Source organism: Dokdonia sp. Asnod1-B02, from assembly GCF_045063955.1.
GTDB lineage: Bacteria > Bacteroidota > Bacteroidia > Flavobacteriales > Flavobacteriaceae > Dokdonia.
Map to the genome: position 1 here is coordinate 212,643 of NZ_JBEFNW010000002.1, position 25,818 is coordinate 238,460.

28 protein-coding genes are annotated in these 25,818 nt (G+C 37.9%); 4 read left to right on the forward strand and 24 right to left on the reverse strand.

The features are described from left to right. Nucleotides 1-17: 17 nt before the first annotated feature. The gene (locus ACJJVU_RS00925) at nucleotides 18-368 is read right to left on the reverse strand and encodes a fructose 1,6-bisphosphatase (protein ID WP_405221273.1); all 351 of its coding nucleotides are present in this window, start codon (nucleotides 366-368) and stop codon (nucleotides 18-20) included. Nucleotides 369-452: 84 nt separating this feature from the next. Continuing rightward, the gene (gene fbp, locus ACJJVU_RS00930; RefSeq protein ID WP_405221276.1) at nucleotides 453-1,457 is read right to left on the reverse strand and encodes a class 1 fructose-bisphosphatase; all 1,005 of its coding nucleotides are present in this window, start codon (nucleotides 1,455-1,457) and stop codon (nucleotides 453-455) included. 123 nt (nucleotides 1,458-1,580) lie between these two features. Between fbp and ACJJVU_RS00935 the strand changes: the two genes are divergently transcribed. The 3 genes from ACJJVU_RS00935 (at nucleotide 1,581) to ACJJVU_RS00945 (ending at nucleotide 5,354) form a co-directional block, all read left to right on the forward strand. Beyond that, nucleotides 1,581-2,066: a GNAT family N-acetyltransferase gene (locus ACJJVU_RS00935; protein WP_405221279.1), complete on the forward strand. Its 486-nt coding sequence runs from the start codon at nucleotides 1,581-1,583 to the stop codon at nucleotides 2,064-2,066. Nucleotides 2,067-2,203: 137 nt separating this feature from the next. After that, nucleotides 2,204-3,454: an aspartate kinase gene (locus ACJJVU_RS00940; protein WP_405221282.1), complete on the forward strand. Its 1,251-nt coding sequence runs from the start codon at nucleotides 2,204-2,206 to the stop codon at nucleotides 3,452-3,454. An 85-nt stretch (nucleotides 3,455-3,539) separates the two neighbouring features. Beyond that, entirely contained in the window at nucleotides 3,540-5,354 is a 1,815-nt protein-coding gene (locus tag ACJJVU_RS00945; protein ID WP_339845736.1) for a lysophospholipid acyltransferase family protein, read from the forward strand. Nucleotides 5,355-5,389: 35 nt separating this feature from the next. Here ACJJVU_RS00945 and ACJJVU_RS00950 read toward each other — a convergent pair whose 3' ends face one another. The 11 genes from ACJJVU_RS00950 to ACJJVU_RS01000 all read right to left on the reverse strand — a co-directional run bounded on the left by ACJJVU_RS00950 (nucleotide 5,390) and on the right by ACJJVU_RS01000 (nucleotide 13,186). Further along, nucleotides 5,390-6,103: a flavodoxin family protein gene (locus tag ACJJVU_RS00950; RefSeq protein ID WP_298322910.1), complete on the reverse strand. Its 714-nt coding sequence runs from the start codon at nucleotides 6,101-6,103 to the stop codon at nucleotides 5,390-5,392. Nucleotides 6,104-6,231: 128 nt separating this feature from the next. Then, the gene (locus tag ACJJVU_RS00955) at nucleotides 6,232-6,636 is read right to left on the reverse strand and encodes a response regulator (protein ID WP_405221286.1); all 405 of its coding nucleotides are present in this window, start codon (nucleotides 6,634-6,636) and stop codon (nucleotides 6,232-6,234) included. Next, nucleotides 6,633-8,126 carry a PAS domain S-box protein gene (locus tag ACJJVU_RS00960; RefSeq protein WP_405221289.1) on the reverse strand — a complete coding sequence of 498 codons (1,494 nt, stop codon included), beginning with the start codon at nucleotides 8,124-8,126 and terminating at the stop codon, nucleotides 6,633-6,635. Before ACJJVU_RS00960 ends, ACJJVU_RS00955 begins: the two co-directional genes overlap by 4 nt. Before the next feature lie 234 nt (nucleotides 8,127-8,360). Then, nucleotides 8,361-9,785 carry a pyridoxal phosphate-dependent decarboxylase family protein gene (locus ACJJVU_RS00965; protein ID WP_405221292.1) on the reverse strand — a complete coding sequence of 475 codons (1,425 nt, stop codon included), beginning with the start codon at nucleotides 9,783-9,785 and terminating at the stop codon, nucleotides 8,361-8,363. Then, nucleotides 9,785-10,114 (reverse strand): helix-turn-helix transcriptional regulator, encoded by a 330-nt coding sequence (locus ACJJVU_RS00970; protein ID WP_013750470.1) that lies wholly within the window; start codon nucleotides 10,112-10,114, stop codon nucleotides 9,785-9,787. The genes ACJJVU_RS00965 and ACJJVU_RS00970 overlap by 1 nt, the downstream gene beginning before the upstream one ends. 105 nt (nucleotides 10,115-10,219) lie before the next feature. Further along, a complete protein-coding gene (locus tag ACJJVU_RS00975; protein WP_298322924.1) occupies nucleotides 10,220-10,654 on the reverse strand; it encodes a TM2 domain-containing protein in 435 nt (144 codons plus the stop codon). Between the two features lie 59 nt (nucleotides 10,655-10,713). Next, nucleotides 10,714-11,106, reverse strand: a complete 393-nt coding sequence (locus tag ACJJVU_RS00980) for a VOC family protein (RefSeq protein ID WP_405221296.1) — start codon at nucleotides 11,104-11,106, stop codon at nucleotides 10,714-10,716. A gap of 21 nt (nucleotides 11,107-11,127) precedes the next feature. Further along, nucleotides 11,128-11,640 (reverse strand): DUF4199 domain-containing protein, encoded by a 513-nt coding sequence (locus ACJJVU_RS00985; RefSeq protein WP_405221299.1) that lies wholly within the window; start codon nucleotides 11,638-11,640, stop codon nucleotides 11,128-11,130. A gap of 30 nt (nucleotides 11,641-11,670) precedes the next feature. Then, on the reverse strand, nucleotides 11,671-12,618 hold the full coding sequence (locus ACJJVU_RS00990; RefSeq protein WP_405221301.1) for a 2-hydroxyacid dehydrogenase: 948 nt from the start codon (nucleotides 12,616-12,618) through the stop codon (nucleotides 11,671-11,673). A gap of 10 nt (nucleotides 12,619-12,628) precedes the next feature. Further along, entirely contained in the window at nucleotides 12,629-12,790 is a 162-nt protein-coding gene (locus ACJJVU_RS00995; RefSeq protein ID WP_405221304.1) for a hypothetical protein, read from the reverse strand. Between the two features lie 9 nt (nucleotides 12,791-12,799). After that, nucleotides 12,800-13,186 carry a cupin domain-containing protein gene (locus tag ACJJVU_RS01000; RefSeq protein WP_405221307.1) on the reverse strand — a complete coding sequence of 129 codons (387 nt, stop codon included), beginning with the start codon at nucleotides 13,184-13,186 and terminating at the stop codon, nucleotides 12,800-12,802. Nucleotides 13,187-13,309: 123 nt separating this feature from the next. Between ACJJVU_RS01000 and ACJJVU_RS01005 the strand changes: the two genes are divergently transcribed. Next, the gene (locus tag ACJJVU_RS01005; protein WP_405221309.1) at nucleotides 13,310-14,683 is read left to right on the forward strand and encodes a TlpA family protein disulfide reductase; all 1,374 of its coding nucleotides are present in this window, start codon (nucleotides 13,310-13,312) and stop codon (nucleotides 14,681-14,683) included. Between the two features lie 61 nt (nucleotides 14,684-14,744). Here the strand turns inward: ACJJVU_RS01005 and ACJJVU_RS01010 are convergent, their stop codons facing one another. The 11 genes from ACJJVU_RS01010 to ACJJVU_RS01060 form a co-directional block, all read right to left on the reverse strand. Continuing rightward, nucleotides 14,745-15,170, reverse strand: coding sequence for a thioesterase family protein (locus ACJJVU_RS01010; RefSeq protein ID WP_339845757.1), 426 nt, complete (start codon nucleotides 15,168-15,170; stop codon nucleotides 14,745-14,747). Beyond that, complete coding sequence (mgtE, locus tag ACJJVU_RS01015) at nucleotides 15,167-16,516, reverse strand: magnesium transporter (RefSeq protein ID WP_108877627.1); 1,350 nt, start codon at nucleotides 16,514-16,516, stop codon at nucleotides 15,167-15,169. The genes ACJJVU_RS01010 and mgtE overlap by 4 nt, the downstream gene beginning before the upstream one ends. 71 nt (nucleotides 16,517-16,587) lie before the next feature. Beyond that, entirely contained in the window at nucleotides 16,588-17,454 is an 867-nt protein-coding gene (rsmA, locus tag ACJJVU_RS01020; protein ID WP_405221314.1) for a 16S rRNA (adenine(1518)-N(6)/adenine(1519)-N(6))-dimethyltransferase RsmA, read from the reverse strand. After that, nucleotides 17,454-17,762, reverse strand: a complete 309-nt coding sequence (locus ACJJVU_RS01025) for a DUF4286 family protein (protein WP_013750480.1) — start codon at nucleotides 17,760-17,762, stop codon at nucleotides 17,454-17,456. The genes rsmA and ACJJVU_RS01025 overlap by 1 nt, the downstream gene beginning before the upstream one ends. A gap of 12 nt (nucleotides 17,763-17,774) precedes the next feature. After that, nucleotides 17,775-19,568 (reverse strand): tetratricopeptide repeat protein, encoded by a 1,794-nt coding sequence (locus ACJJVU_RS01030; protein WP_405221317.1) that lies wholly within the window; start codon nucleotides 19,566-19,568, stop codon nucleotides 17,775-17,777. A gap of 70 nt (nucleotides 19,569-19,638) precedes the next feature. Then, complete coding sequence (serS, locus tag ACJJVU_RS01035) at nucleotides 19,639-20,910, reverse strand: serine--tRNA ligase (protein ID WP_396597797.1); 1,272 nt, start codon at nucleotides 20,908-20,910, stop codon at nucleotides 19,639-19,641. 115 nt (nucleotides 20,911-21,025) lie between these two features. Beyond that, nucleotides 21,026-22,477 (reverse strand): HTTM domain-containing protein, encoded by a 1,452-nt coding sequence (locus ACJJVU_RS01040; protein WP_405221320.1) that lies wholly within the window; start codon nucleotides 22,475-22,477, stop codon nucleotides 21,026-21,028. Between the two features lie 9 nt (nucleotides 22,478-22,486). Then, nucleotides 22,487-23,416, reverse strand: coding sequence for a bifunctional riboflavin kinase/FAD synthetase (locus tag ACJJVU_RS01045; protein WP_405221323.1), 930 nt, complete (start codon nucleotides 23,414-23,416; stop codon nucleotides 22,487-22,489). A gap of 2 nt (nucleotides 23,417-23,418) precedes the next feature. Then, nucleotides 23,419-24,048, reverse strand: coding sequence for an aminoacyl-tRNA hydrolase (gene pth, locus ACJJVU_RS01050; protein ID WP_405227408.1), 630 nt, complete (start codon nucleotides 24,046-24,048; stop codon nucleotides 23,419-23,421). Nucleotides 24,049-24,184: 136 nt separating this feature from the next. Next, nucleotides 24,185-24,820, reverse strand: a complete 636-nt coding sequence (locus ACJJVU_RS01055) for a 50S ribosomal protein L25/general stress protein Ctc (RefSeq protein ID WP_339845773.1) — start codon at nucleotides 24,818-24,820, stop codon at nucleotides 24,185-24,187. Between the two features lie 26 nt (nucleotides 24,821-24,846). Continuing rightward, a complete protein-coding gene (locus tag ACJJVU_RS01060) occupies nucleotides 24,847-25,788 on the reverse strand; it encodes a ribose-phosphate pyrophosphokinase (RefSeq protein ID WP_298322982.1) in 942 nt (313 codons plus the stop codon). Between the last annotated feature and the right edge of the window lie 30 nt (nucleotides 25,789-25,818).

Below are 25,818 nucleotides of genomic sequence, written 5' to 3' on the forward strand. Positions count from 1 at the left end.
AATTTTCAGAGATTGATCTAAGCTTTTATATTCTCACCAAGACGTATGAGCATATCACCTAAGCTATCACGGCTTACCTTTCTATTATCAAGGTCTTGAGTTTTATCATCAAGTGCTTGTTCAAGATCAGAAATACGAATATTTACATCTGTACTTAGATTATCTATAGCCGTCATGATCTCTTTACGAGCATCATCTACATAAGAGAGCATTTCTTCACGCTTTTGCGTGATATCTGCCTTTAGAGTGTCAAATTCGTGATTATATTCTTGAATATTTTCACCGAAAATGAGGTTCTTGATAGCCTCAATTTTAGAATTTGCAACATCAGGAAGTTGGTCATTCTGTGTAGGGTCTTTTTTAGCCATAATAGGAGAAGCCTTGATATTTGTTTAATCAAAGATAAAAAAAATCCCCCGCCTTATGAGTTTTAATCCTTCTTAACTCAACAATTAAGACTCCTTCATAAAACTTTCGGCTTTTTCGACCATTAATTTGCTTCCACAAAAGAAAGGAACTCGTTCATGCAGCTCTGTAGGTTGAAGGTCTAAAATAGCTTCAAAACCATCACTTGCTTTACCTCCTGCTTGCTCTGCTATAAAAGCCATAGGGTTGCATTCATACAGTAAGCGTAGTTTACCATTGGCTGCTTTTGAGCTTTTTGGATACATATAGATCCCTCCTTTTATCATATTTCTATGAATATCAGAAACTAATGAACCTATGTACCTAGACGTATAAGGACGGTCATCCTTTTCTTCTTGACAGTATTTTATGTACCTCTTAACTCCATCTGGGAAGTGTACATAGTTACCTTCATTTACAGAATAAATACTTCCTGTTTCTGGAAACTGCATATTAGGATGAGAAAGATAAAAAGTTCCAATGGCTGGATTAAGAGTAAATCCATTTACACCATGACCTGTAGTATATACAATCATGGTAGAAGTTCCATAAATGATATATCCTGCTGCTACCTGCTCTCTACCTTTTTGTAAAAAGTCTTCCATTGTTACAGGAGTTCCTGCAGGAGTTACACGTCTGTAAATTGAGAAAATCGTTCCCACAGAAACGTTTACATCTATATTAGAAGAGCCATCTAGAGGATCCATAAGTAATACATACTTATTATTGTTATCCCCATTTTGACCTTGTATTGAAATAAAATCATCATTTTCCTCACTTGCGATTCCACAAAGAATGTTACGATTAGTAAGGGTACGTATAAAGGTATCATTAGCCATTACATCCAGCTTTTGCTGGTCTTCACCTTGGATGTTTGTCTCTCCCACAGCACCCACTATATCTACAAGGCCTGCCTTGTTTACTTCGTGGTTTACTACTTTGGCCGCAAGGCGGATAGAGTTGATCAAGCGAGAAAGCTCTCCAGAAGAATACTGGAACTCAGCTTGATTTTCAATAATAAACTCTCCTAATGTTTGGTTTTTTCTTGACACGATACGTGTTTTTTGATTTAGTGCAAAAGTAACTTTAATCTTAAATTACTACAACGTTTTCGTTTAAGAATAGTTAATGTAATTATTTACCTTAGCGTCGCTTAGACAAAAACAACCCTATATATGAACATCTCTATTCAAAAAGCAACACCAGAAGATATGCCCGCTGTACTGGGTCTCATAAACGAACTAGCAGTTTATGAAAAAGAGCCAGAAGCTGTAAAGATTACAGAAAAAACACTCTTAGAAAACGGTTTTGGTGAGCATCCTCTTTTTACTTGTTTTGTAGCCAAAACAGCAACCGAAGTTGTAGGTATGGCATTATGCTACTTCCGCTTTTCTACTTGGGATGGAAAATCACTACACCTAGAAGACCTGGTGGTAAAGGAATCTTTACGTGGCAAGGGAGTAGGGCAACAGCTCTATGATCAGGTTATGATTTTTGGAGCAGAGAGCGGTGTAAAACGTGTAGAATGGGTTGTGCTAGACTGGAACACTAGCGCTATCGAGTTTTACAAAAAAAGTAATGCAAAGTTTTTAAAAGATTGGCATCTTGTACAGATGGATGAGCAACGTCTTAAAGATTACATTAAAAAAATTAATGCTTAACAATTCTTAGAACTGTTGTGAGGTATACGCTTTCGCGAAAGCGTAACAACAACCCATACAACAACATATTCCCATTTGTTTATTAATAAGCTCTCTCTTGAAAGGAGCAACTCACTTAGAAAAGTAAGATTACCAATATGCAGGTATTTAAATTTGGAGGAGCATCTGTAAAAGATGCAGATGGCGTAAAGAATGTAGCAACTGTGCTGCAAACTATGGGGGCTGGAGAAAAGCTCGTTATAGTCTCTGCAATGGGAAAAACGACTAATGCCATGGAGGCTATTGTTACAGCTTACTTTGATGATAAAAGCAGTCTTCCAGAACATATAGAGCACACGGTAGCTTATCACAGAGAGATTACTAATCATCTTTTTGAAAAAGGTGATGAAGTTTTTGAAAAAATAAAAAAACTTTTTGCCGAACTCAAAGGCTTTCTTGCCTGGAACAAATCGCCAAAATATGATTTTGTTTATGATCAAATCGTCTGTTATGGCGAGCTTATATCTACAACCATCATAAGTGCATACCTCAACAAGCAAGGGCTTGCAAATACCTGGCTAGATGCGAGACGTCTTATAAAAACAGATAGCAGTTATCGCGATGGACGCGTAGACTGGAAGGAAACGCAAGCAGCGATAAAAGAGCATGCAAACCCAAAGGTGCTTACTATCACTCAAGGATTTATAGCATCAGACAGTAATAACTTTACAACCACATTAGGCAGAGAAGGATCTGATTATACGGGAGGCATATTTGCATACTGCCTCGATGCAGAAAATCTGACCATCTGGAAGGATGTTCCTGGGGTATTAAATGGCGATCCTCGAGTTTTTAACAACACCGTTTTATTACATGAAATCCCATACGAAGAAGCGATTGAGCTTGCATTTTATGGAGCTTCTGTTATTCACCCTAAAACGTTACAACCGTTGCAACGTAAAGAAATACCGCTTTATGTAAAATCCTTCCTCAACCCTACGGCAGCTGGCACGATGGTAAGTAGCGTATCTACGCTAGCACCTATGGTTCCGTGTTATATTGTCAAGAAAAACCAAGTACTCATATCACTATCTTCACTAGATTTCTCCTTTATGGTAGAAGATAATATTGCCGAGGTTTTCCAGTTGCTTTCTACTTACAAGCTCAAAGTTGACCTTATACAGAACTCTGCGATAAGCTTTTCTGTATGCGTAGATAACAAATTTAATGGCCTAGAAAAGCTTACAAAACAGCTCAAAGGGAAATTTAAAGTAAGAGTTACCACAGGGGTTTCTCTTTATACAATAAGGCATTTTGCACAAGAAGCTCTTGATAAATTTCAAGAGGATAAAACCGTGCTTCTCAAGCAAGTTGCTCAAAACACAGTGCAACTTGTGACACAAAACTAGAAGTATGCGGTCTCTAGGTTAATAAAATGTAACTATAGCAAACCCTATTTGTTATATTTGCCTACTTAAAATAACCACAAAAATAATGGGTCTAGTCACCGCCAAAGAAGTTGCACGAGCTATAAATGTCGATAAATTTGGCTTTATAGGCACCTTTGCTGGGTGGTCATTAATGAAGATTCTTAAAATCTCTTCTCTCAATAAAGTCTACGACCGCAATAAACATTTAGGAGACCTTGAATTCCTTAATGCATTGCTTGATGAATTTAATATCAAGTTTGAAATCCCAGAAGAAGATTTAAAAAGGTTACCTAAGGATGGTGCTTATGTAACGATATCAAATCACCCACTGGGTGGTATAGATGGCATATTACTACTCAAATTAATGCTTGAGCAACGTCCAGATTTTAAAATCATCGCAAACTTTTTACTACACCGCATTGAGCCGCTTAAGCCTTATGTAATGCCAGTAAATCCTTTTGAAAACAAGAAGGATGTAAAGTCAAGTATCGCAGGTTTTAAAAGTGCGATATCTCACCTTAGAGACGGTCATCCTCTAGGTATTTTTCCTGCAGGAGAAGTCTCTACTTATAAAGATGATAAACTTATTATAGACAAACCATGGGAAGAAGCAGCTATGAAGCTGGTTAAAAAGGCAGAAGTCCCTATTGTGCCCATATATTTTCACGCAAAAAATAGTAGGCTCTTTTATCAATTATCACGCTTAAGTGATACACTTAGAACGGCTAAGCTACCTAGCGAACTCCTCACGCAAAAAAATCGAGTAATAAAAGTACGCATAGGAAACCCTATAAAGGTCACAGCTCAAAAGGAACACGAGTCTCTTGAAGACTTTACAGAGTTTTTACGCAAGAAAACGTACATGCTGGCAAATTCCTTTGAGAAGAAGAGTATTTTAAAAGAGATTCCTCAAAAATTAAAAACTCCAAAGGAACCTAAAAAGATTGTTACAGAAATGAGTAGCGATCTTATAGAAGACGAAATTTTACGCTTGCGCGAAAATGATCGTCGCCTTCTCACTAGTAAAAACTATGAAGTATATCTAGCTCCTGCTCAAGAGATGCCTAGCATTTTGAGAGAAATAGGAAGGCTTAGAGAAATCACCTTTAGAGCGATAGGAGAGGGAACAAATGAAGCTATAGATCTTGATAAATTTGATAGATACTATTACCACATGTTCTTATGGGACAATGAAGCAAATGCACTTGCAGGAGCCTATAGAATGGGTCTTGGTTCTAAGATTTATAAAGAGCACGGTATTGACGGGTTTTACCTTCAAGATCTTTTCCGTTTTGAGCCAGAGCTTCACAAAATGATGAGTGAGAGTATTGAAATGGGTCGTGCCTTTATCATAAAAGAATACCAACAAAAACCTATGCCACTTTTCCTTTTATGGAAAGGTATAGTACATACTACATTACGCTTTCCAGAGCATAAATACCTCATAGGTGGAGTGAGTATTTCAAATCAATTTTCAAACTTCTCAAAGTCACTGATGATTGAATTTATGAAATCACACTATTACGATCCTTATATCGCACAGTTTATACGTCCTAAAAAGGAATGGAAAGTAAACCTCAAAGATGCCGATAAGGAGTTTGTTTTTGATGAGAGTAAAGCAGACCTTAATAAGTTTGACAAACTCATTGAAGAAGTAGAACCAGGGTCGCTACGTCTTCCTGTGCTCATAAAAAAGTATATTAAGCAGAATGCAAAGGTTATTGCCTTTAACGTAGACCCACTGTTTAATAATGCCATTGATGGGCTTATGTATATCCGCATTGCAGATCTACCAGAGAGCACTGTAAAACCTGTTATGGAAGAGTTTCAAGCAGAGCTCGAAAAAAAATATAACCAGCGTAATACAGAAGAGGAGTAAAATACACCTACTCCTCTTTCTATATAAATCTTATACTACCTGTATTCTGGATTTTCAAAGTTCCAGCGAGTACCATCATCCCAGTCACCTCGAGAATTCCCATAAGCTGGATATCCCCCTTGTGCTTTGAGCATACTTGCAAGATGCAGTAAGTTATATGTCATGAAGGTCGTGTTGCGATTTGTAAAGTCATTATTTTTTGCTCCACTTTCCTCATCATTATAGCTAGCACCAGGACCAGCTTCACCTATCCATCCGCAATCTGCTTGTGGCGGGATACTATAACCTATATGTTGTAATGAATACAGTGTACTCATGGCTACGTGCTTAATACCATCCTCATTACCTGTGATGATACAACCACCTGCTTTTCCATAAAAATAGTATTGCCCTTTCTCATTTCTGTTACCACTTTCTCCGTATAAACGTTCTATAAGCTTTGTTGCAACAGAAGATTTCTCACCAAGCCAGATAGGAGTTCCTACTACGAGAATATCTGCCTCTTCTATTTTTTTAAAAATTTCTGGCCATTCATCTGTCTCTTCTCCATGCTCTGTCATGTCATGATACACCCCAAAGGCTACATCATGATTTACAAATCTTAAATATTCTACAGTAACACCTTCAGCCCGCATAATATCTATAGAGACATCCATGAGTGCCTTAGTATGACTCATGTGAGGTGTTTTTTTGAGCGTGCAATTTATATACAGCGCTTTTAGGTTTGAGAAATCAGGTTTTTCTTTCATATCTAAGATTTGACGTTTAAACTGTTAATAACTTACATTTTTTAAATACAAATTATATTAAAACTCAATTTACATAGCTTCAGACTTCTATTTACTGTGGATAGTACGCTTTCGCGAAAGCGTAAAAATCAACCTTCCATTTGCGCCATCAAATCGTTGAGCTTATCTTGAGTAATAGGCTTGACAATAAAGTTTTTTACATTACTGTATGATTTGGCTTTCTCTTTATCTCTAGGATCTATGGAACTTGTTACAATAAAGATGGTAATTTTCTTAATTACTTCTATAGTAATAATACCATCTAAAAATTGCCACCCATCAAGAATAGGCATATTTATGTCTAACAGTATCACATCTGGAATTGCAGACTCTACAGTACCTCGCAATACAGGAGCAAGGTGATTGAGTGCTTGTTCTCCATCATGAAAAATTAAAAACCCCTTACAGAAGTTACTCATTTTCATTAATCGCTGTGCTCCAAAAACAAAAATTGGATCATCGTCTATTATGCAGGCTATATCTATTTGCTTCATCGCTTTAAATAAATTTTAAATGTAGATCCTTTACCTACTGTACTGTCTACTTGAACACATCCTCCTAATGCTTCAATCTGGTTTTTTACAATATATAAGCCTAAGCCTCTTGAACTTTCATTTCTATGAAAAGTCTTGTAGAGACCAAAAATTTTACTTCCGTGTAGATCTAAGTCTATTCCAAGTCCATTATCTGTAAAATGTATGATTGTATAATTATCATCTTGTGTAGCACTAACTACAACTTTTAACGGCTCATTCTCACGTCTGTATTTAATAGTATTAGATAGAATATTTAAGAATATACTTCTCAGATATTCTGGTATCGCCATAACCCTGAGCTGAGGAGATACGCTTACTGTTACAGTACCACAAACCTCATGAAATAAAGTGTTTAGGCTTGTGAGTGTCTTATCTATAATCTGGACTACATTGATCTCTACAAAATCATCTGAGGTGACATTTTCAAAAGAAGATACTTCGCTTAAATTCTCAATAGTTTCTTCTAGATTTCCAAATGCATTTTCTAGCATTTGAAATACAGAGGATTCTTCTATTTTAGGAATATCCTGTTTTAAAAAAGTCAATAACATATCCAAATTACTGGTATGTGATCTTAAATTATGCGAGACAATGTGTTTAAAATTTAATAATTTCTCATTTTGCCCTTCTGTCTTACTTAACAAATCTTCTATTTGATGGTTTGCATTTTTGAGAGATGTTATATCTGTAATCTGGCATATATAATAATCTGGACTTGAAATCTCAGATCTTACTAATGACACAGAAATAAGCGCCCAGATAGTTTTACCCGTTTTATGTATAAAACGCCTCTCTGCTTGATAGTTCTCAGTATCTCCAGATAGCAATTTATCTTTGAGAATTATATTAATAGCAAAATCTCCTGGGTAATTCAAATCGCGAAGTCTTAGTGCACTAATTTCATCTACTGTATATCCAAAAATCTTAGATACCTGAGGATTAAATTGCATCCACTCTCCTTTAAGTGAAATGAGAGCCACTCCATTAGGCGCATTTAGAAAGGTTTTTCTAAATTTTTGCTCTTTCTGTTTAAGCTCTAATTGTGCTTTTTTTTGAGAATCTATATCTTGAAAAATACCATAAATTTTGGTGCACGATCCATTTTCAACTACTGGAACTCCTACAGATCGAACCCACTTCTCTTTACCACACGCGGTAATAATTATATAATGACCATCAAATTTTTGTGCGTGAGTAATAGCATTTTCAAAGTCTCGCTGTACCTTATCACGATAAAAACCTTCTTTATAAAATTTTATAGCCTGCATCACTGTAGGCTCAAAATCACAAGAAACTCCGTGTAACTTTTTTGTACCTGCACTCCAGTGCACTTTTTCTCCTCCCACATTAAACTCCCACATACCAATTGAGGCCGCTTCTTGTAGCAATAATGATACATCCTCATCAAGTGATGGGAATATTGAAGTGGGGGAATTAGAAGTTTTCATTTATAGGGTTGCTATAACATTCTGATTTACAGAGCTGTTATATTACATTAGTAGACTAAAGTAGTTATTTTTAGTTCCATAGCATTCTAAAATTAATTTTAAATTTGGCAAATGCGAATGATTAACATTTACTTAACGCTACTGTTGCACAATAAAAAAGTCTAACTAATCAATCAAAAAATAGATTATATCCTGAATAATTAACTCAACCCTAGAAAAATCATTTCCAAATTATTACAAGGATGTTGTGGCGGCAACTTCTCTAATAACATTAAGTAGACGCTCTGTGTGCTTTGTTGTCGTAAAGGGATTCATAAATGTGGTTCTTAAATAGAATTCTCCACGTAAAGAGGTTCCCACAATATAAAACTCTCCATCCTCTAGCAATGCTTTTCGTATGTTTTGATTGATACGATTGATATCACCAGCGCTCGCTTTGTATCTAAAACATACAATATTTGAGACAGGAGCTAGCGCCACCTCAAAATCTTCTTGCTGCTCCACCAGCGCACCAAAATCCCTTCCCGCATCATAAAGCGTAGTAACAAAATCATCAAAAAACTGAAGTCCATATGCATTTATAATAGCATAAAAACGCAAACTCATCATGCTTTTTGTACACTCAAAAGTCCTTTTGGCTAGGTTAAACCAGTCTGCATCTTCGTTCTTTTCCCAGAGATATTGTGCTTTTTGCTCAAAAGTAGCATAGCTCGCCGTACTTTCTTTAAAGACCACTGCGGTTGCCAGCGCACTTGTGCCCATCATTTTGTGACCGTCTATAATGATAGAATCGGCTTTATCTGCTCCATTTAAGAGATGTTTATACTTTGGTGAAAAAATAGCTGCTCCACCGTGTGCTGCGTCTATGTGAAACCATATTTTTTTTGCTTTCGCGAAAGCGTGAATCTTTTCTAAATCGTCATAAACCCCAGTACTTGTGCTAGGTGCACTACCCACAATGGCTATCACTTCATAACCCTTTCCCACAGCCGAATCATAATAAGCATCTAGCAACTCTGTGCGCATCTTGTAACCGTCATCTGCGGGCACTTTTATAATGCCTTCACTCCCAAGACCCATAATTCTAGCGGCTCTATCTACGCAATAGTGCGCCTCCTCAGATACCATAATAGCAAGTTTACTACTGTGCCCTTCATTCCAAACATCATCTTCTGCCATCACTCTACGAGCAGCAAGTAGTGCCGTAAGGTTTGCGAGCGTCCCTCCAGAAGTTAGAAATCCGTCGCCATTTTCAAAACCAATAGTTTTTGCGAACTGCTCGATTATTAAACGCTCAAGCGCGGTAGATGCCGCGCCCATCTCATAGACTGCCATCCCATTATTAAGCTGTGCGCTTAACAATGTGGCTAAAGCAGATACAGGCACCGTAGGCGCCACCTGATGGCCTATATACTTAGGATGGTGCGTATGTATAGATCTCGCGATAACAGTCTTAAAAAAGTCTGAGGTTGTATGAGCAGCTGAGATATACTTTTTCCAAAATTGATACTCATTTCCTGGCGTTGTCCAAGTGATGACTTTCTCAGACTTTCCAGAGGTAGTGTCAGACAGATATTGAGATATCTGATTTACGAGATCTGTTCCTTCTTCTTTGAAGAGTGAACTATCGTACGCTTTTTTTAATAGGGATGTACTCATTACTTCTCAGACATTTTTGATTTTGTATGCTCAAAAAAGTCGTAAAACAGTCCTTGCAATTGCTCCCATTTACGGGCATCTATGCTGTAATATTGAGCCTTGCCTTTAAACTGACTTTTTAAAACTCCTGCTCTTTTAATTACTTGTAGGTGTTGTGAAGTAGTAGGTTGCGATAGCCTTATTTTTTCAGAAATATCTTGACATAGGCAGCCATCACAATCACCTATGTATTCTATGATAGCCACACGTGCCGGGTTAGAGAGAATCTTTGCCAGATCTGCAATCTGATTTGCCCTCATAGAATGTATATGCCTTTTTGTAACTCCCATAATATTGCGTTGTTTATACTCTAAAGATATACATAAATTGTAATATCGCTATATTACGATACAATATTTAACAAAAAAGCCCAGACTAGCTGGGCTTCTATTATACTAGAACCAAGGTTTTCTACCTACTTGGTATGTATTATAAAATTCTTCATCAGATTTCGTTAGATAAATAATACCCTCGATTAATCCTATTAATCCTGTTGCCCAGACTACTAGTACACCTATCCCTACACAAGAAAGAATAATACCCACAATACTTATAACAAGCATAATAATTCCTTCCTTTTGATATCCCAAAATAAACTTATGTACTCCAAATGCCCCAAGAAAGATCCCTAGAAGACCAGCGAGCATTTTTTTGTTATCAGTACCGTTAGTTACTTTATTCCACTCTTCTTTTGCACTATTGCCAAATTCATTGGCAGTATCTTTTGCTTCGTTAGCAAAATCACTTGCAGCTTTCTTTGCATCGTCTGCCATGTTTTTTGCATCATTACCTGGCTTGTCACCCGGTATTTTTTCGTCTTCTAAACTCATCTGGTTGGTTGTTGGTTAATTAGCTCTAAAACTACAAAAAAGATTGAGATACTTCTACGCTATTCTTCCTTTAAAAACTCACTATCAATAGGCTCCCACAATTCGATTTTGTTTCCTTCTGGGTCAAGTATCCAGCCAAATTTCCCATAGCTATATTCTTCTACCTTACCTACAATTGTTACACCTTCTTCTTTGAGGACAGCTAATAAAGCAATTAAATCATCAACCCTAAAGTTAAACATGAATTGTTTTTTACTAGGAGAAAAATAGGTAGTATCATCATTCATAGGACTCCATTGTGTAGAGCACTTCTTTCCATTCTCATCACGCCACCAGAATGTCCAGCCGTATTGATCTGTAGGAATGCCTAGGTGATTTTTATACCATGCCTTTTGTGCATCTGGATCTTCACTTTTAAAAAACATTCCTCCTATACCTGTGACTCTTTTCATAACGCTATATATTTAAGTGACTTACTCTTTCTTGAGAATAAATGCTGCAATAAGACTAACCACAAAACCAAGTATAAACGTCATTACAAACATCATAAGTCCAGCAATAAATGACATCTCTGTCCCGCTATATTGACTATACATTTCTCTTTGAGCCTTAAGCTGAGAGATAGCAACTGGATTCTTCGACTCCACAGCAAGCTCCATAGCATAGTCATTATACTCTATAAAAAAGGATGGGTTTACAAATAAGGTATACACAATGTCTGCTAGCGCCACTCCTAACCCTCCAAGAGCCGCAATAATAATTCCTGTTTTTAAAGCTTTCCCGAAAGATATTTTTCCAGCATATACCGTATCACGCTGATAAGCAACACCAAAATACACCATAGCCGCTGTCATACCCATAACTCCCCATCCTACGAGCTCTTGTGTGCCATAATCAAGACTCTTACCCAAATACAGTGCTAGTGAAAAACCAAGCAAGCCTATAAAAAAGGCAATCATTCCAAACTTCTTTATTACTAAACTCATAGTATTATATGTATAATTAATAGATTGAATCTAAGCGAATCGTTTCAGTATCTTATCTACAATCGTTTGAGATAATTTGATTTTACTTTCTACTGTCCAGCCCGCGATGTGCGGAGTAAGTAGTACATTGTCTTGCTTAATAAGGTATTCCAATGGTGCTGGCAGATTTGAACTTCCGTCTGTGGTAAATAAATTCTCAAAAGAGAGCTTTTCATACTCTAGCACATCAAGTCCTGTACCTAATACTTTACCACTTTTCATAGCTGATACCAGATCTGCAGTAACTACAGATTTCCCCCTAGCGGTATTTATGAGGTAAAATGGTTTTGCAAATGCATTCATAAAAGTGGCATCTACCATTTTATCTGTTTGCGGAGTCCAAGGTGTGTGCAAACTCACAACATCTACTTGCTCTTGAAATTCTTGTAATGATACTTGGCGTGCACGCTCGTCTCCCACATTTTCTTTAATATCATAGCAGAGCACCTCACAATCAAAACCCTGAAGCTTCTTTGCAAAAGCCTTTCCCATGTTACCGTAACCTATGATTCCGACCGTCTTGCCTTCTAGCTCAACACCTCTGTTTGCTTCTCGGTTCCAGTTACCTGCTTTTACTTCTGCATCTGCACGATTTAAGTTATTGAAGAGACTCAACAACATTCCTAGCGCTTGTTCTCCTACGGCATTTCGATTACCCTCTGGCGCACTTATGAGATAAATTCCCTTGCTCTCTGCATAAGGAATATCAATACTTTCCAGTCCCGCACCCACACGAGCAATAAATTTGAGATTGGGCGCTGCGTCGATAAACGTTTTATCAATATTAAAACGGCTTCTTATCACAATCCCATCATATAAAGCAATGATAGCTTCTGTCTCCTTTTTTGTAATTGTGTAATTCTCCACATTCTCATGACCCGCAGCGGTGAGCTGCTCCATAAGGAGTGGGTGGTTATTATCTAAGTGTAATATCTTCATTAAATGTTTTTTATTTTTTTCTCACAGGAATCCAGCCTAAAAAAAGACCTAACCCTATTGCCATCATTATTCCAGACACAAAACCTATACCTCCAGTTACATCGTCAAAACCAAAAATCAACACTCCAGCAATTGCCATGATAATAACACCTACAATTTTTTTATTGTTCATAATCCTAGTTTAAATTTTAGGGTAGCTAGTTTGTGTTTTTTCATGACTTACTTCACCTGTATGCGCAGTACTTGTTTTCTCAAAAAGTAGTAGGTGCACTTCTTCACCTTCTTTGGTTGTAGGGCAGTGCTCTACACCTTTAGGCACGACAATTATTTCGCCTTGATTTACAATTTCAGACCACTCATTTTCTGGGTTTCCGCTTTCGCGAAAGCGCATTTCTAACACCCCTTTTTGCACATAAAGCAACTCGTCTTCATCCTTATGACTATGCCATACAAAGGATCCAGAAATCTTAGCAAGCAAGACTTGCATATCATCTACCGTGGCAATCTGATGTGGATGCCATTGCTTATCAAATTTGGAGTGCTTTTCTTTTATGTTGATGGGTTTCATCGTATCGTATTTACAATAAAGGTATTTAAAGTGGTTGTTTAAAAGCAATAGAAGTTATTAAAAACTTAATTTTTTGACCTATCGACTAAAATACAGTAGTTTACACATTAAATAATCATCTATATGAAAGTACCATATTTTATGCTGGCAATTTTGGGTATTGCATTGCTCGTAAGTAGTTGCCAGGAAGAGAGTCCAGAACAGTTAACAATCATAAAAGGAACATTTAAAAACGCTACAACCACAGAGGCATATCTTTGGGGTAATTTAAGGGTTTCTCGCCTAAGTGAATTAGATGAAAATGGCAGTTTTACTGATACACTAGATATAGATGCTGATGCATATTTAACAACAGGCGCAGGTGGGATTGATTTTCCGTTGTTTATAAAAAAAGGAAGTACTACAGCATTTACAGTAGACCTTAAGACAGATAATCCCTCACTGCAAATTACAAGAGGTAATCAAGCTATTGTTGACTATCTAGCTAAGAAATCCAATACATTAACAATAACACGCGACAACTCATCCGAATTAGTTGGGAAAGAACCAGAAGCTTTTAAACAAAAATTGGACAGTATATTCAATTCTTTAAAAAAAAATCTTTCTAGTCTCACTGCAGATACGTCCTTTAAAATACTAGAAGAACAAGCTTTAAAATTTGATCAAATATATATTTACAATGAATATCCACTCTGGTACAAAAACATTCATCAACTAGAAACTTTCGAGGTTCCCGCAGCATTCAAGGACATGTACAATAACTTAGATAAAGACAATGAAATGTATGCCTCTAGTTTTCAAAAGTACCGATGGATGATTACAGATAAAGTAAAGGATGATGCTTACAAAAGAGGCGGAGATGAAAGATTGACTGAAGAAATTATCAAAATTTTGAAAGAAAAGAAAAGTCCTTCTATACGTGATGCCAGCATTTATGACATTTTGTTTTTATATATCCCTAAAGAAAATAGTGCAGAAGTCAAAGAAGAGCTACTAAATCTAGCAACTGCTAATGAGACTAAGAAAGCGATACAAGATCGCTTTAAAAAAGTGAGCAATCTTCTTAAAGGAAAAAGCTCTCCCACTTTTGATTTCGAAAATTTTAAAGGAGGAAAAACTAAACTTGAAGATTTCAAAGGTAAATATGTTTACATAGATGTTTGGGCTACATGGTGCCGTCCCTGCATTGCAGAGATACCAAGTTTAAAAAAGCTAGAAAGCGAGTATAAAGATGCAAACATAGTCTTTGTAAGTATCTCTATAGACTTCGAGGAGGATTATGATAAATGGAGAATGATGGTGACTAACAAGTCTCTTGGTGGCTCACAACTAATCGCAGACAACAACTTTGAATCTGCGTTTGTTAAGGATTATGCCATACGTGAGATTCCTAGATTTATTTTAATAGATCCTAATGGAAATATTCTAAGTGCTGACGCGCCAAAACCCTCTAGTGAACAACTTACAGCAACCTTCACTCAACTGGGAATTAAATAAGAAAAAGTATTAGAAATAATAACTATAAAAAAGTGCTGTCATCTGACTGCACTTTTTTTTATTAAAACAATTCTAATATCTCCTTAGGCACACGCATAGGTCTGCCTTCGGGCATTTTGAGTAAGCACCAATTAGTTACTGCGCTTACAAGAATTTTTTCTTCTCCCTTACGTCGTATTTCTGTGTGACGGACAGAGGTTGCGGCAGTAAACATTTTCACGAAAGTGGTGACCACAATCTCATCACCCTCAAAAGCTTCTGCTTTATATTTGATATGGTGATCCATAACGACCCACGCCATTTTATGAATCCCTAGACGTTCTTCCTCTGGGTCTTCATCCTTGAAATAAGTTGATGTGGCAGCATTCCAGTGTTTTGATGCAGCTACTTGCACCCAATCTAAGTATACTACATTATTCACGTGACCCAATACATCTATAGCAGATGGTGGAACGGTGAGGTGATATGAAAACGGTTGTTTTTTCAAATACCTAACACCATTTTTGCAATCCAGAAGTAAATTAATATTCCGAAAATATCATTACTTGTAGTAATAAATGGTCCCGTTGCAATCGCTGGATCAATCCCACGTTTGTGCAGAAATAATGGAATAAACGTACCTATAATTCCTGCCATGATAATTACTACAAAAAGTGATGCAGAGATTGCAATCGCTGCTCTCACATCTCCATACCACAATGCCGTAAAGGCAAACAACGCAAGTCCTAATAGGAGTCCGTTAAGTGCTGCTAGTAGCATTTCCTTTACAAGACGATTACCTATACTTCCTTTTACATCATCATTAGCCAATCCTTGCACAATAATCGCACTAGACTGTACACCTACATTTCCAGCCATCGCTGCAATAAGCGGTGTATAGAAAAAGAGCAATGCGTAGCTCTCTAGTATATCTTCAAATCCCCCCATGATAGTCGCAGCTCCTACTCCACCTACTAAGCCTAAAAACAGCCATGGCAATCTTGCTCGTGTGAGTGTAAGAATACTATCATCTGCCTCAACATCTTGAGAGATACCTGCAGCCATCTGGTAATCTTTTTCTGCTTCTTCTTTTATAAAATCTACAATATCGTCAATGGTAATACGTCCCATTAAAATATTTTTATCATTCACCACCGGTATCGCCTCTAGGTCATACTTCTGCATGAGCTTAGCTACATCTTCTGCACTGTCATTAATATTTACAGAATCAACCTTAGGAATATATATTTCGGCAATTTTAGTTTTTGTATCAGAGGTAAGTAAATCCTTAAGAGATAAGCGACCTATAAGCTCGTCTCTTTTTGTAACTACATAAATGGAGTGTACTCTAGTGACTTCTTCTGCCTGACGACGCATCTCACTTACACAACCACCTACAGTCCAAGAATCCTTTACTCTTATGAGCTCTTTTGCCATTAATCCACCAGCACTATTCTCATCATATTGCAGCATCTCTCGTATGTCTGCCTTGTGCTCCTCATCTTCTATTTGATTAATAACAGCAAGCTGCACATCATCATCAAGCTCTGCAATCATGTCTACCGCGTCATCGGTATCCATTTCATCAACTTCGTCTGCTATTTCTGCTGGAGTAAGATTGCCCAGTAATTTTTCGCGTACGTCCTCGTCAAGCTCCATAAGAGCTTCTGAGGTTTGCTCACTATCTAGTAAAAGAACTAGGTATGCAGCTTCATCTGCATCTACCTCATCTAATACTTCGGCAATATCTGCATGGTGAAGCTCAGAGAGCAACTCTTTAAGTGCGGTCTCATTTTGAACAGCTACATATGCTTGTATTTGATCGATAAGATCGCTAGTGAGTTCAAATTGCATAGGGTAATTTTTGGTAGTTGGGCAAATATAGGAAAAGCGCTTACGGAGATAGAATAGTTACCTCATAGAATTTATGAAGTAGCGATATCATCTGTAATTGCTGCCGTAAGTGCTATAAATTCTTGTACAGATATTTGTTCTGGTCTCCTCGTTAAGATTTCTCGCTCTCTAAACTCATCACTTAGTCCCATCCCTTTCAGACTATTTCGTAAGGTCTTTCTGCGCTGCTGGAAAGCCATTTTTACAACCTTAAATAGCATCTCTTGTGTACAACCTATATCTTGATATCCTTCTTTTCGCTTTAAGCGTAAAACACCACTATCTACTTTTGGTGGCGGTATAAATACGGTAGGCGGTACCGTAAATAGGTATTCTGCATCATAAAAAGCTTGTACTAGTACAGACATAATTCCGTAAGTCTTACTACCGTGATCTGCACAAATACGAGCAGCCACTTCTTTCTGAAACATTCCGGTAAACTCTGGTATGCGCTCCTTATGTTCTATGGTCTTAAATACGATTTGAGTACTAATATTATAAGGGAAGTTGCCAGTAATTGCAAGTTGCTCCCCTGGATATATCGTATCGAGATCATATCGTAAAAAATCTGCTTCAAGAACCGTAAAATGCACATCATTGAGCTTATGCTCTAGTGTAAAAGCACTCTGTAAATAAGCAATAGATTCTCTATCGAGATCCATCACACTAAGATGTGTGGGTTTTTCAAGAAGATACTTTGTAAGTACTCCTGTACCAGGACCTATTTCTAGCACATGACTATATCCCACATAAGTAAGGGTGTCTGCAATATTCTTTGCAACAGATTCATCTCCTAAGAAATGCTGTCCTAAGTGCTTCTTTGCCTTAATGCCTTGATCGTGCGTATCACGATGTGCATGTGGCTTTTCAAACTTACGTTTTGAGCTGTGCTTCGCCATTAGTGCTGACTGATTATTTCTAGTTCTGTTCTAAAAGCGACAAACTTACCAGCAAACTTATTACTCGCAAGTCTTAGTCTATCTGCATCTTGCTCGTAGTAAGCATCTAGATGTTGCTGGCTAGGGCAACCATATTGAACAGAGTATGTCACTCCGCCCATTTCTTCCTCCGTGCGCACTCTAGTCATTAATGCTTTTACAAATTTACCTGTAGCAATCACCTCTGGAATATGCACTTGTTGCATCCAGGCAAGCCATTCTTTTTCTACAGATTCTTCTATGTTTATGGTAACGTTATATATAAGCATTTTCTATGTTTTCTAATTAATTGCATCTCCTCTCAGGTTCCTAAATCGCTTCTGTGCCTCTACATAATAGATGCTGTCTGCTAGGTCAAAAATAATGCGTTCGTAATTATTTTTTGCCTTTTCTGGTTGATTGAGTGGTCCTTCGTATAATCTTGCTAAGCCATAATAAGCATCATCTGCTAGTACGCCATCGCTATAATATTCTATGATTGTGAGGTAGTTTTTTTCTGCTTTCGCGAAAGCTTCTTTACGCTCATACAGTTTAGCCTGAGAAAGCAATGCCTCGTCTTCTATCTTTTCTCCCTTGTGCTTCCCTAAAATATCATCGTATAATGCGATAGCCTCTTCAGGCTTGTTTTGGAAAGCTAGCAAATCTGCAGTGGCATATTTTTTAAGTGCCGTTTGTAAACTATCATCCATAGAGTTATCTCTAATAACGAGTAATAACTCTAGTGCATCATTTGCAATAAGTTGTGTTGCACCAGCCTTCAAGACATTGAGTTGCGACTCTGCCCAGTCAAAATCTCCTTTGTAATAGCTCGTCTTTGCCACCTTAAATCGAGCTTCCTGCGAGATTACATTATTCTGGATCTCATTCTGAATTTGAGAATAATAGATAAGTGCCTGATTAAACTTTTCTGTAAGCACCAAAATATCTGCTAGCTCCATCTTGAGACGAGCGTGGTCAAATCTATCACGAGGGATTTCAATTCCCTTTTTAAGATATGAAATAGCCTCATCTGGCTGCTCCATTTTAAAAGCAAGAAAATGTGCATAGTCTATTTGCAAAGGTACCGTGTATTCTTTCTTGATATATTGATCAAGTAAAGCTTCAAAACGTGTTTTGACAAGCGCTTCATCTTCTGCCGTGACTGCCTTTTTTACCGCTAGTTGTATTAACTGTTGCTCTGCATAAAGCTTAACACTACCCGCAACTACGTTATCTCTTAGAAATTCTAATATCTCTGTCGCATCTTCAATAGCATTTTCTTCTATCGCTATTTCGGCTAGATTTACGATGCCTTCATGTCTTCCTTCTGTACGACGATAAATCGCCTTTTCTTGTGCAAATGCTTTTCTATAATCCTTTTGCTGTATAAAAAGCCAACTAAGCAACTCATTATAAAGCACATTTTGTTCTGCTTGTAATCGTTTTAACAAGGTCTTTCTAAAGATGATGTTAGCCTCATTAAGCGGGTCGTCATTTACGTAAATCGCAAAGTTGCGTTGTGCGGCTTGTACATAGTTTTCACTCTTATTAATAAGATCTAAGTAGGCATTAAACATCTTCTCTACCTCTCCTAGCTCTCCATAAAGTCTAGCTAGTTGCACATTGTAGTTTGCTCTTGGATTATTTGCCATCGCAATCTCGTATGCTTGAACAGCCCTTGTAAGCAAGCTATGCTCTTGAAAAGCCCGAGCAGCGCGATATGCACTCATAGTATTACTCTCTATACCTGCAATTACTTGGTTATAATAATCCTGAGCGATAGAGTCTCGCTGTTGTAATTGATGATTATAACCTATCTCTACATAATAAAAACCTTTATCGCGAGTAGCGGCAAGGTTTTCGTTAAGCACACTTTCGGCTTCTTTATATTTTTCTAACTGCTGGTAGCTTTTTACAAGACCGGTAATGAGTACATGATTACCCTTCTGCTTAAGTAATGCTTTTTTATAAGAAATGATGGCCTTCTCAAACTCACCTTGATCTGCATAGTTGCGAGCAAGTTGTTCTGTTTGCGCTTTCGCGAAAGCGAAAAAACCAAACACACAGATGAGTATTAAAAACCAATTTTTCTTCATATCCTAAAGATAACGAAAAACGTGCCATAGCAATTGCTCTGACACGTTTCTTATCACTGTTAATGCGTTATTAGTTAATCATATCAAATCCGCAATAAGGGATAAGTGCCTTAGGAATTTTTATTCCTTCTGGCGTCTGGCAGTTTTCAAGAATTCCTGCAAGTACGCGTGGCAGCGCTAGTGAGCTACCATTAAGTGTATGTGCAAGCTTGTTCTGACCATCTTCATCCTTAAAACGAAGTTTTAAACGGTTTGCTTGAAAGGTTAAGAAGTTGGACACAGAACTAATTTCTAACCAGCGATCTTGCGCTGTAGAAAATAATTCAAAATCATAAGTTAGGTGCGCTGTAAACCCAAGGTCACCACCACAAAGACGTAAAATTCTGTATGGTAATTCTAACTCATCAAGTATTGTTTTTACGTGATCTACCATCCCGTCTAGTGCAGCCGCACTATCTTCTGGACGTTCTATACGTACAATCTCAACTTTATCAAACTGGTGCAAGCGATTTAAGCCACGCACGTGTGCACCATAAGAACCAGCCTCACGACGGAAACATGGTGTGTACCCAGTACATGTAATAGGCAGTTCATTATGATTGCGTAAATCACCGCGAAACATATTTGTCACAGGTACCTCTGCCGTAGGGATTAAATATAAATCATCTTCGGTCACGTGATACATTTGCCCTTCCTTATCTGGAAGTTGGCCAGTACCAAAACCTGACGCCTCATTTACAAGGTGCGGCACTTGGTATTCTGTATATCCAGCCTCTGTATTTTTGTCTAAAAAATAAGCGATAAGCGCGCGTTGTAGTCGTGCTCCCTTGCCTTTATACACTGGAAAACCAGCCCCAGCAATCTTAGTCCCTAGTTCAAAATCAATAATATCATATTTCTTTGCAAGCTCCCAGTGTGGCTGTGCTGCTTCATGCAACTCAGGAATATCTCCCTTGCGAAAGATTTCTTCATTATCCTCATCACTGTTACCCTCAGGAACACTATCATGTGGGATGTTTGGAATTTGATAAAGCAAGTTTTGCAAATCCTCAGAAGCAGTGTTTAATTGCTCTTGGAGGGTTTTAGATTGCTCTTTTAAACCTGCAGTTTTCTCTTTGAGAATATTTGCTTTTTGAGCTTCTCCACTTTTAAAAAGCATTCCTATTTCCTTGGAAAACTTATTACTATCTGCAAGTACTTCATCAAGTTGCGCCTGCGAACTACGGCGAAGATCATCTGCCGCCACTACTTGATCAAGTAAGGTTGCGGCGTCTATATTTCTTTTAGATAACGCTTTCGCGAAAGCTTCTTTGTTTTCTCTAATGTGTGCTACTTCTAGCATAGTGGAATGGTTTTTAAAGGAAAAGGTAAATTTAAGGAAATGTACTAAAGAAAATGAATCTTTTGCTAATTGATAAGTACTGATTCTACGAACTGCTTAAGTCGCGGTTGTAATCTCATAATTTTTTAGAATCTTCCTCTTCAGAAATACTCTTAAAACTAGGAAACAACCCCTTATCATCCAGATAACCATCGCTATCTAGCACCCAAGGATTGTGAGAGAACCAGTTCCAGTCTACACTCGCCAGATCCACTCCTGGATCTATGAGCTCCTGTGATTTACGGCCGTTTATGCGAATTCTACATTTTACGTAGACCGCTACATCTTGCCCTTCTGTCTTCTTGAGCTGTTTAATGTATTGAGCAAATTGCCATATCACATCCGGCTTTGATCTGATATTGCGTTGTTGGTTTTTTGTAAGGTACTCTTTATGGTCTAGTGTAGTTCGCTTACCAGTTGCCTTATCTTCTACTGTAAACGTAACCGTTCCACCTTTAGAGCGCAGCATCATACGCCAACTCAAACGATGTCCTTCCTCAGACCACAACACATTGTCTTGTATAAAATGCTGTCGCAGTGGCAAGCCTATTTGAACTATAAAATATACTGCAAACACAGCAAGCATTGCTGTTTTATATTTAGGAATAATTAAAGTTTGAGGTGAGTCACTAAATGAATCAGTTGTAATTTCTTGATGGTAAGAGTTTACTTCGCTGCGCTCGTAAAACGGTTTCCAGCGTTTAAGAAACAAATTATGAATGGTCCTCGGCTCAAAAAAGAATACCGTAAATGCCAGTGACATATATGGAAAAATCCCAATCTGAAACACAAAAGAGTTAAAGAGATGAAAGAATATAGATATAAAAAATGCCCACGTGCGTGTTCGTTTCCACAGCAATAGTGGGATGATTAGTCCATCAAATGCGATTCCTACGTAAGAAATAATCCAGTGTGTCCAGTTCTTTTGAAGCACACCACCCACGAGCCAGTAATCCTTCTTACCACGCATTAATATCTCTGGTACCGTCGCATCTAGCCAGTCTGGATATATTTTGGCAATAGACGCGTAGGTATAGACAATCCACAGTTGGAGAATGATAAACAAAGTCACCCAGCGTGGCATACTTATGTTTCTTATGCTTTCGCGAAAGCGTGCATCAAGAGAAAACGCAGCGTTTGCAGGGAGTATTGCCATAATCCATAATAGCAGCATTAATAGATAATAGTGGTTATTATAGGCTGTTTTTTGCATGAAATACACGGTACTCCACATAATTGCATAGCCAATAATCGCTACACGATATTTAAAACCAAGCATTACCATCACCCCAAAGACTCCCATTAAACCAAACCACAGATACATTTGTGGTCCAGGTCCTGGAAATGTTTGTAAAAAGTCAAAACCTATAAAGTTAAAAGTAAATTCTGGTGTTACGAGTATACGTCGCACCCACCCGGTAGCAAGCGCTCCCCAAGCCTCACAAATAATAAGAAAACCAAAAAAAACGCGAAACACAATGAGCGCGCTGTTATCTATTCTAGTAAAGAGGAGCTTATTAAGTGACATCTTATTTGATTAGAGCTTATTTATATAATCGCGTGCATACTTCTCATCCTCTTTCATCGCTTTTACGAGTTCATCTACACTCGCAAAGGTTTTCTCATCGCGTATACGGTCTAGCAATTGTATTTCTAGCTCTTGTCCATATAAGTCCTTACTAAAATCAAAGAAATAGGTTTCAATAGTTTGCGCACTTCCTCCTACTGTTGGGTTTGTGCCTATATTCATCATTCCGTAGACAACGCCTCCATTAATACGAGACTGCACGACATAAACGCCTTGCGCGGGTATTAGTTTATAATCTTCGGCTATGTCTAGATTTGCGGTAGGATACCCTATCGTTCTACCTAGACTTCTGCCTTTTACAACGGTTCCCGTAAGCATAAAAGCTTGATCGAGGTAGCTATTTGCAAGTGCTACGTCTCCTGCTTCTAGTGATTTACGCACTTTAGTTGAGCTTACAGCTACATCCTCTAGTTCTTGCTTTGATATCTCTTCCACCTCAAAACCTAGTTGTTCTCCAAAACGTTTGAGGTCCTCAATATTTGCATTACGATTGCGTCCAAAACGGTGATCGTATCCTATAATTACTTTCTTTGCGTTAAGAGAATTTACAAGAATCTCTTCAACAAAAGTCTCTGCATGATACCTTGAGAAATCTAAGGTAAAAGGATGAATCACGAGGTGATCTAGACCTAGACCTTTCAATAGTTGCGCTCGCTCATCTATGGTGTTTATAAGCTTGAGCGAAGTGTCTTTTTGTAACACCATCCTAGGATGTGGAAAAAAGGTAAGTACACATGACTCCCAGTCATTTGCCCGCGCACTTTCGTTAAGCCTATTAATAATCTGGCGATGCCCTAAATGTACTCCGTCAAAGGTACCTATCGTAACGACAGTTCCTTTTTCTGAGTTAAATGTATGTGCGCTATTGTGAGTTTTCAAGATTATTTACCGTTGTACGCGTTCATTGTATTATTAATTCCTCCACTCACAAAAGAAGTGATTACCTCACAACTCATATCCAGTCGCTCTGGAAGGCTTGCTTGCTCCTCTGGCGTCCATTCTCCTAACACATAATCTACCTGACGTCCAGTTGAAAACGCATCACTTATGCCAAAACGAAATCTATTATATGCAGAAGTATTAAGTTGAGCTTGCGTGTCTTTTAATCCATTATGTCCTCCAGCAGAACCTTTTGTTTTCACTCTTATGGTTCCAAATTCCAAGTTCAAATCATCTGTAATCACAAGAAGATTTTCTACAGGAATTTTTTCTTGCTGCAACCAGTATCTTATAGCCTTACCACTTAAATTCATAAAGGTATTAGGCTTTAATAAGATAACGGTTTTGCCTTTTATTTTGGTACGCGCGATGTCACCTAGTTTTTCAGTTTCGAAAGTGGTTTCTTGCGCTTTCGCGAAAGCGTCTGCCACCTTAAATCCTATATTATGCCTAGTTTCTGTGTACTTAGGACCTATGTTTCCTAAACCAACGATGAGAAATTTTTTCATGGGGTCTATTACTTCCTCTTCTACCGTTACTCTACCAAATAGTCTACCGAAAAAAGAGCGCATCATTTGCTGTTTATTATCTTATAATTTACCGCTACTATCCATGGTGTCCCATAATAGCGAGCGTTTTACTATTGTATAAAAATAAAAAAAGCATCTCGAAGAACGAGATGCTTTTGTATTAAATATAACGGATTGATTACTCTGCTGCTGCAGCTGCATCATCTGTTTGAGAAGAAGGAACATCTCCAGCTTCAGTTTCTTCTTCATCATCGTCATCATCAAGGATTGCCGTACGTGAAGTTCTTACTTGACACACTACTGTATTATCAGGGTGCATAAGAGTTAAGTTTTCTTGTGGTAAAGCTCCTATGTATAATTTGCTTCCTATTTTTAAGCTAGTAATATCTGCAACTAGGTAATCTGGAAGATCTTTTGGAAGTGCTTTAACACGTAACACACGGTTAGTTTTACGTAAAACACCACCATTCATTACTCCACGAGAGTTACCTGTGAAGTGTACTGGGATATTCATAGTTACTTCTTTACCATCAAAAATCTGGTAGAAGTCTATGTGTAAAATACGATCAGTTACCGGGTGGAACTGGATATCTTGAAGTATCGCCTTTACGGTTACACCGTCTAATTCGATTTCTACTGTGTGCGCGTCTGGAGTGTATACCAATTCTTTGAACGCTAGTTCTGGTGCGCTAAAATGCAATGGCGTGTCCCCTCCGTATACAACGCAAGGTACCAGTCCAGCATTACGTAAGGCCTTTGTAGCTTTCTTGCCTACGCTTTCTCTTTTAGATCCGTGGATCGAAACTGATTTCATATTAAATAATTATAGTTAAAAAAATATTACATAATAAACTTCGAAGCAATACTCGTGTTACTATTAACACGGTGCATTACATCTGCAAAAAGTGGCGCACAGGTCAATACCCTTACTTTTCCACTTTTGTGTTCCTTAGGAATTGAATCTGTCACGATTAATTCTGCCAGTTTACTGTTTTCTATTTTATCATAAGCGTTACCACTTAAAATAGCGTGGGTACAGATCGCTCGTACACTAAGCGCACCCTTTTCTATCATCAAATCTGCTGCCTTTGTTAAGGTTCCAGCAGTATCTACCATATCATCTACAAGCACTACGTGCTGCCCTTTTACCTCACCTATGAGTTCCATGTGTGAGATTACATTTGCTTTTGCACGTTGCTTGAAGCATATAACTACATCACTCTCCATCGCCTTGCTATATGCATAAGCTCTCTTACTACCTCCCATATCTGGAGAAGCAATCGTAAGATTTTCTAATCCTAAACCTTTTAAATAAGGCAAGAATATAGTAGACGCAAATAAATGATCTACCGGCTTCTCAAAGAAACCTTGTATTTGATCTGCGTGTAAATCCATCGTGATAATACGAGTAGCACCAGCTGTTTCCAGTAGGTTTGCCATAAGCTTTGCAGCTATAGGCACTCTAGGTTTATCCTTACGGTCTTGTCTCGCCCATCCAAAATAAGGTATCACTGCCGTTATGTGTCTTGCACTAGCACGCTTTGCAGCATCTAGCATCAATAACATTTCCATCATATTATCTGATGATGGCATTGTGCTTCCTATTATAAATACACGTGATCCACGTACAGATTCTTCAAAAGAAGGTTGAAATTCTCCATCACTATATGTCGATGTTATGACGTTACCCAGCGGCTGCCCAAAGGCTTTTGCAATTTTTTCGGCCAGTGGTTTGCTGTTTTGACAAGCAAATATCTTCGGTTGCGGTACGGTAGCGGTCATCAGTTGTGACAGTTAAATGGTTTAATTACA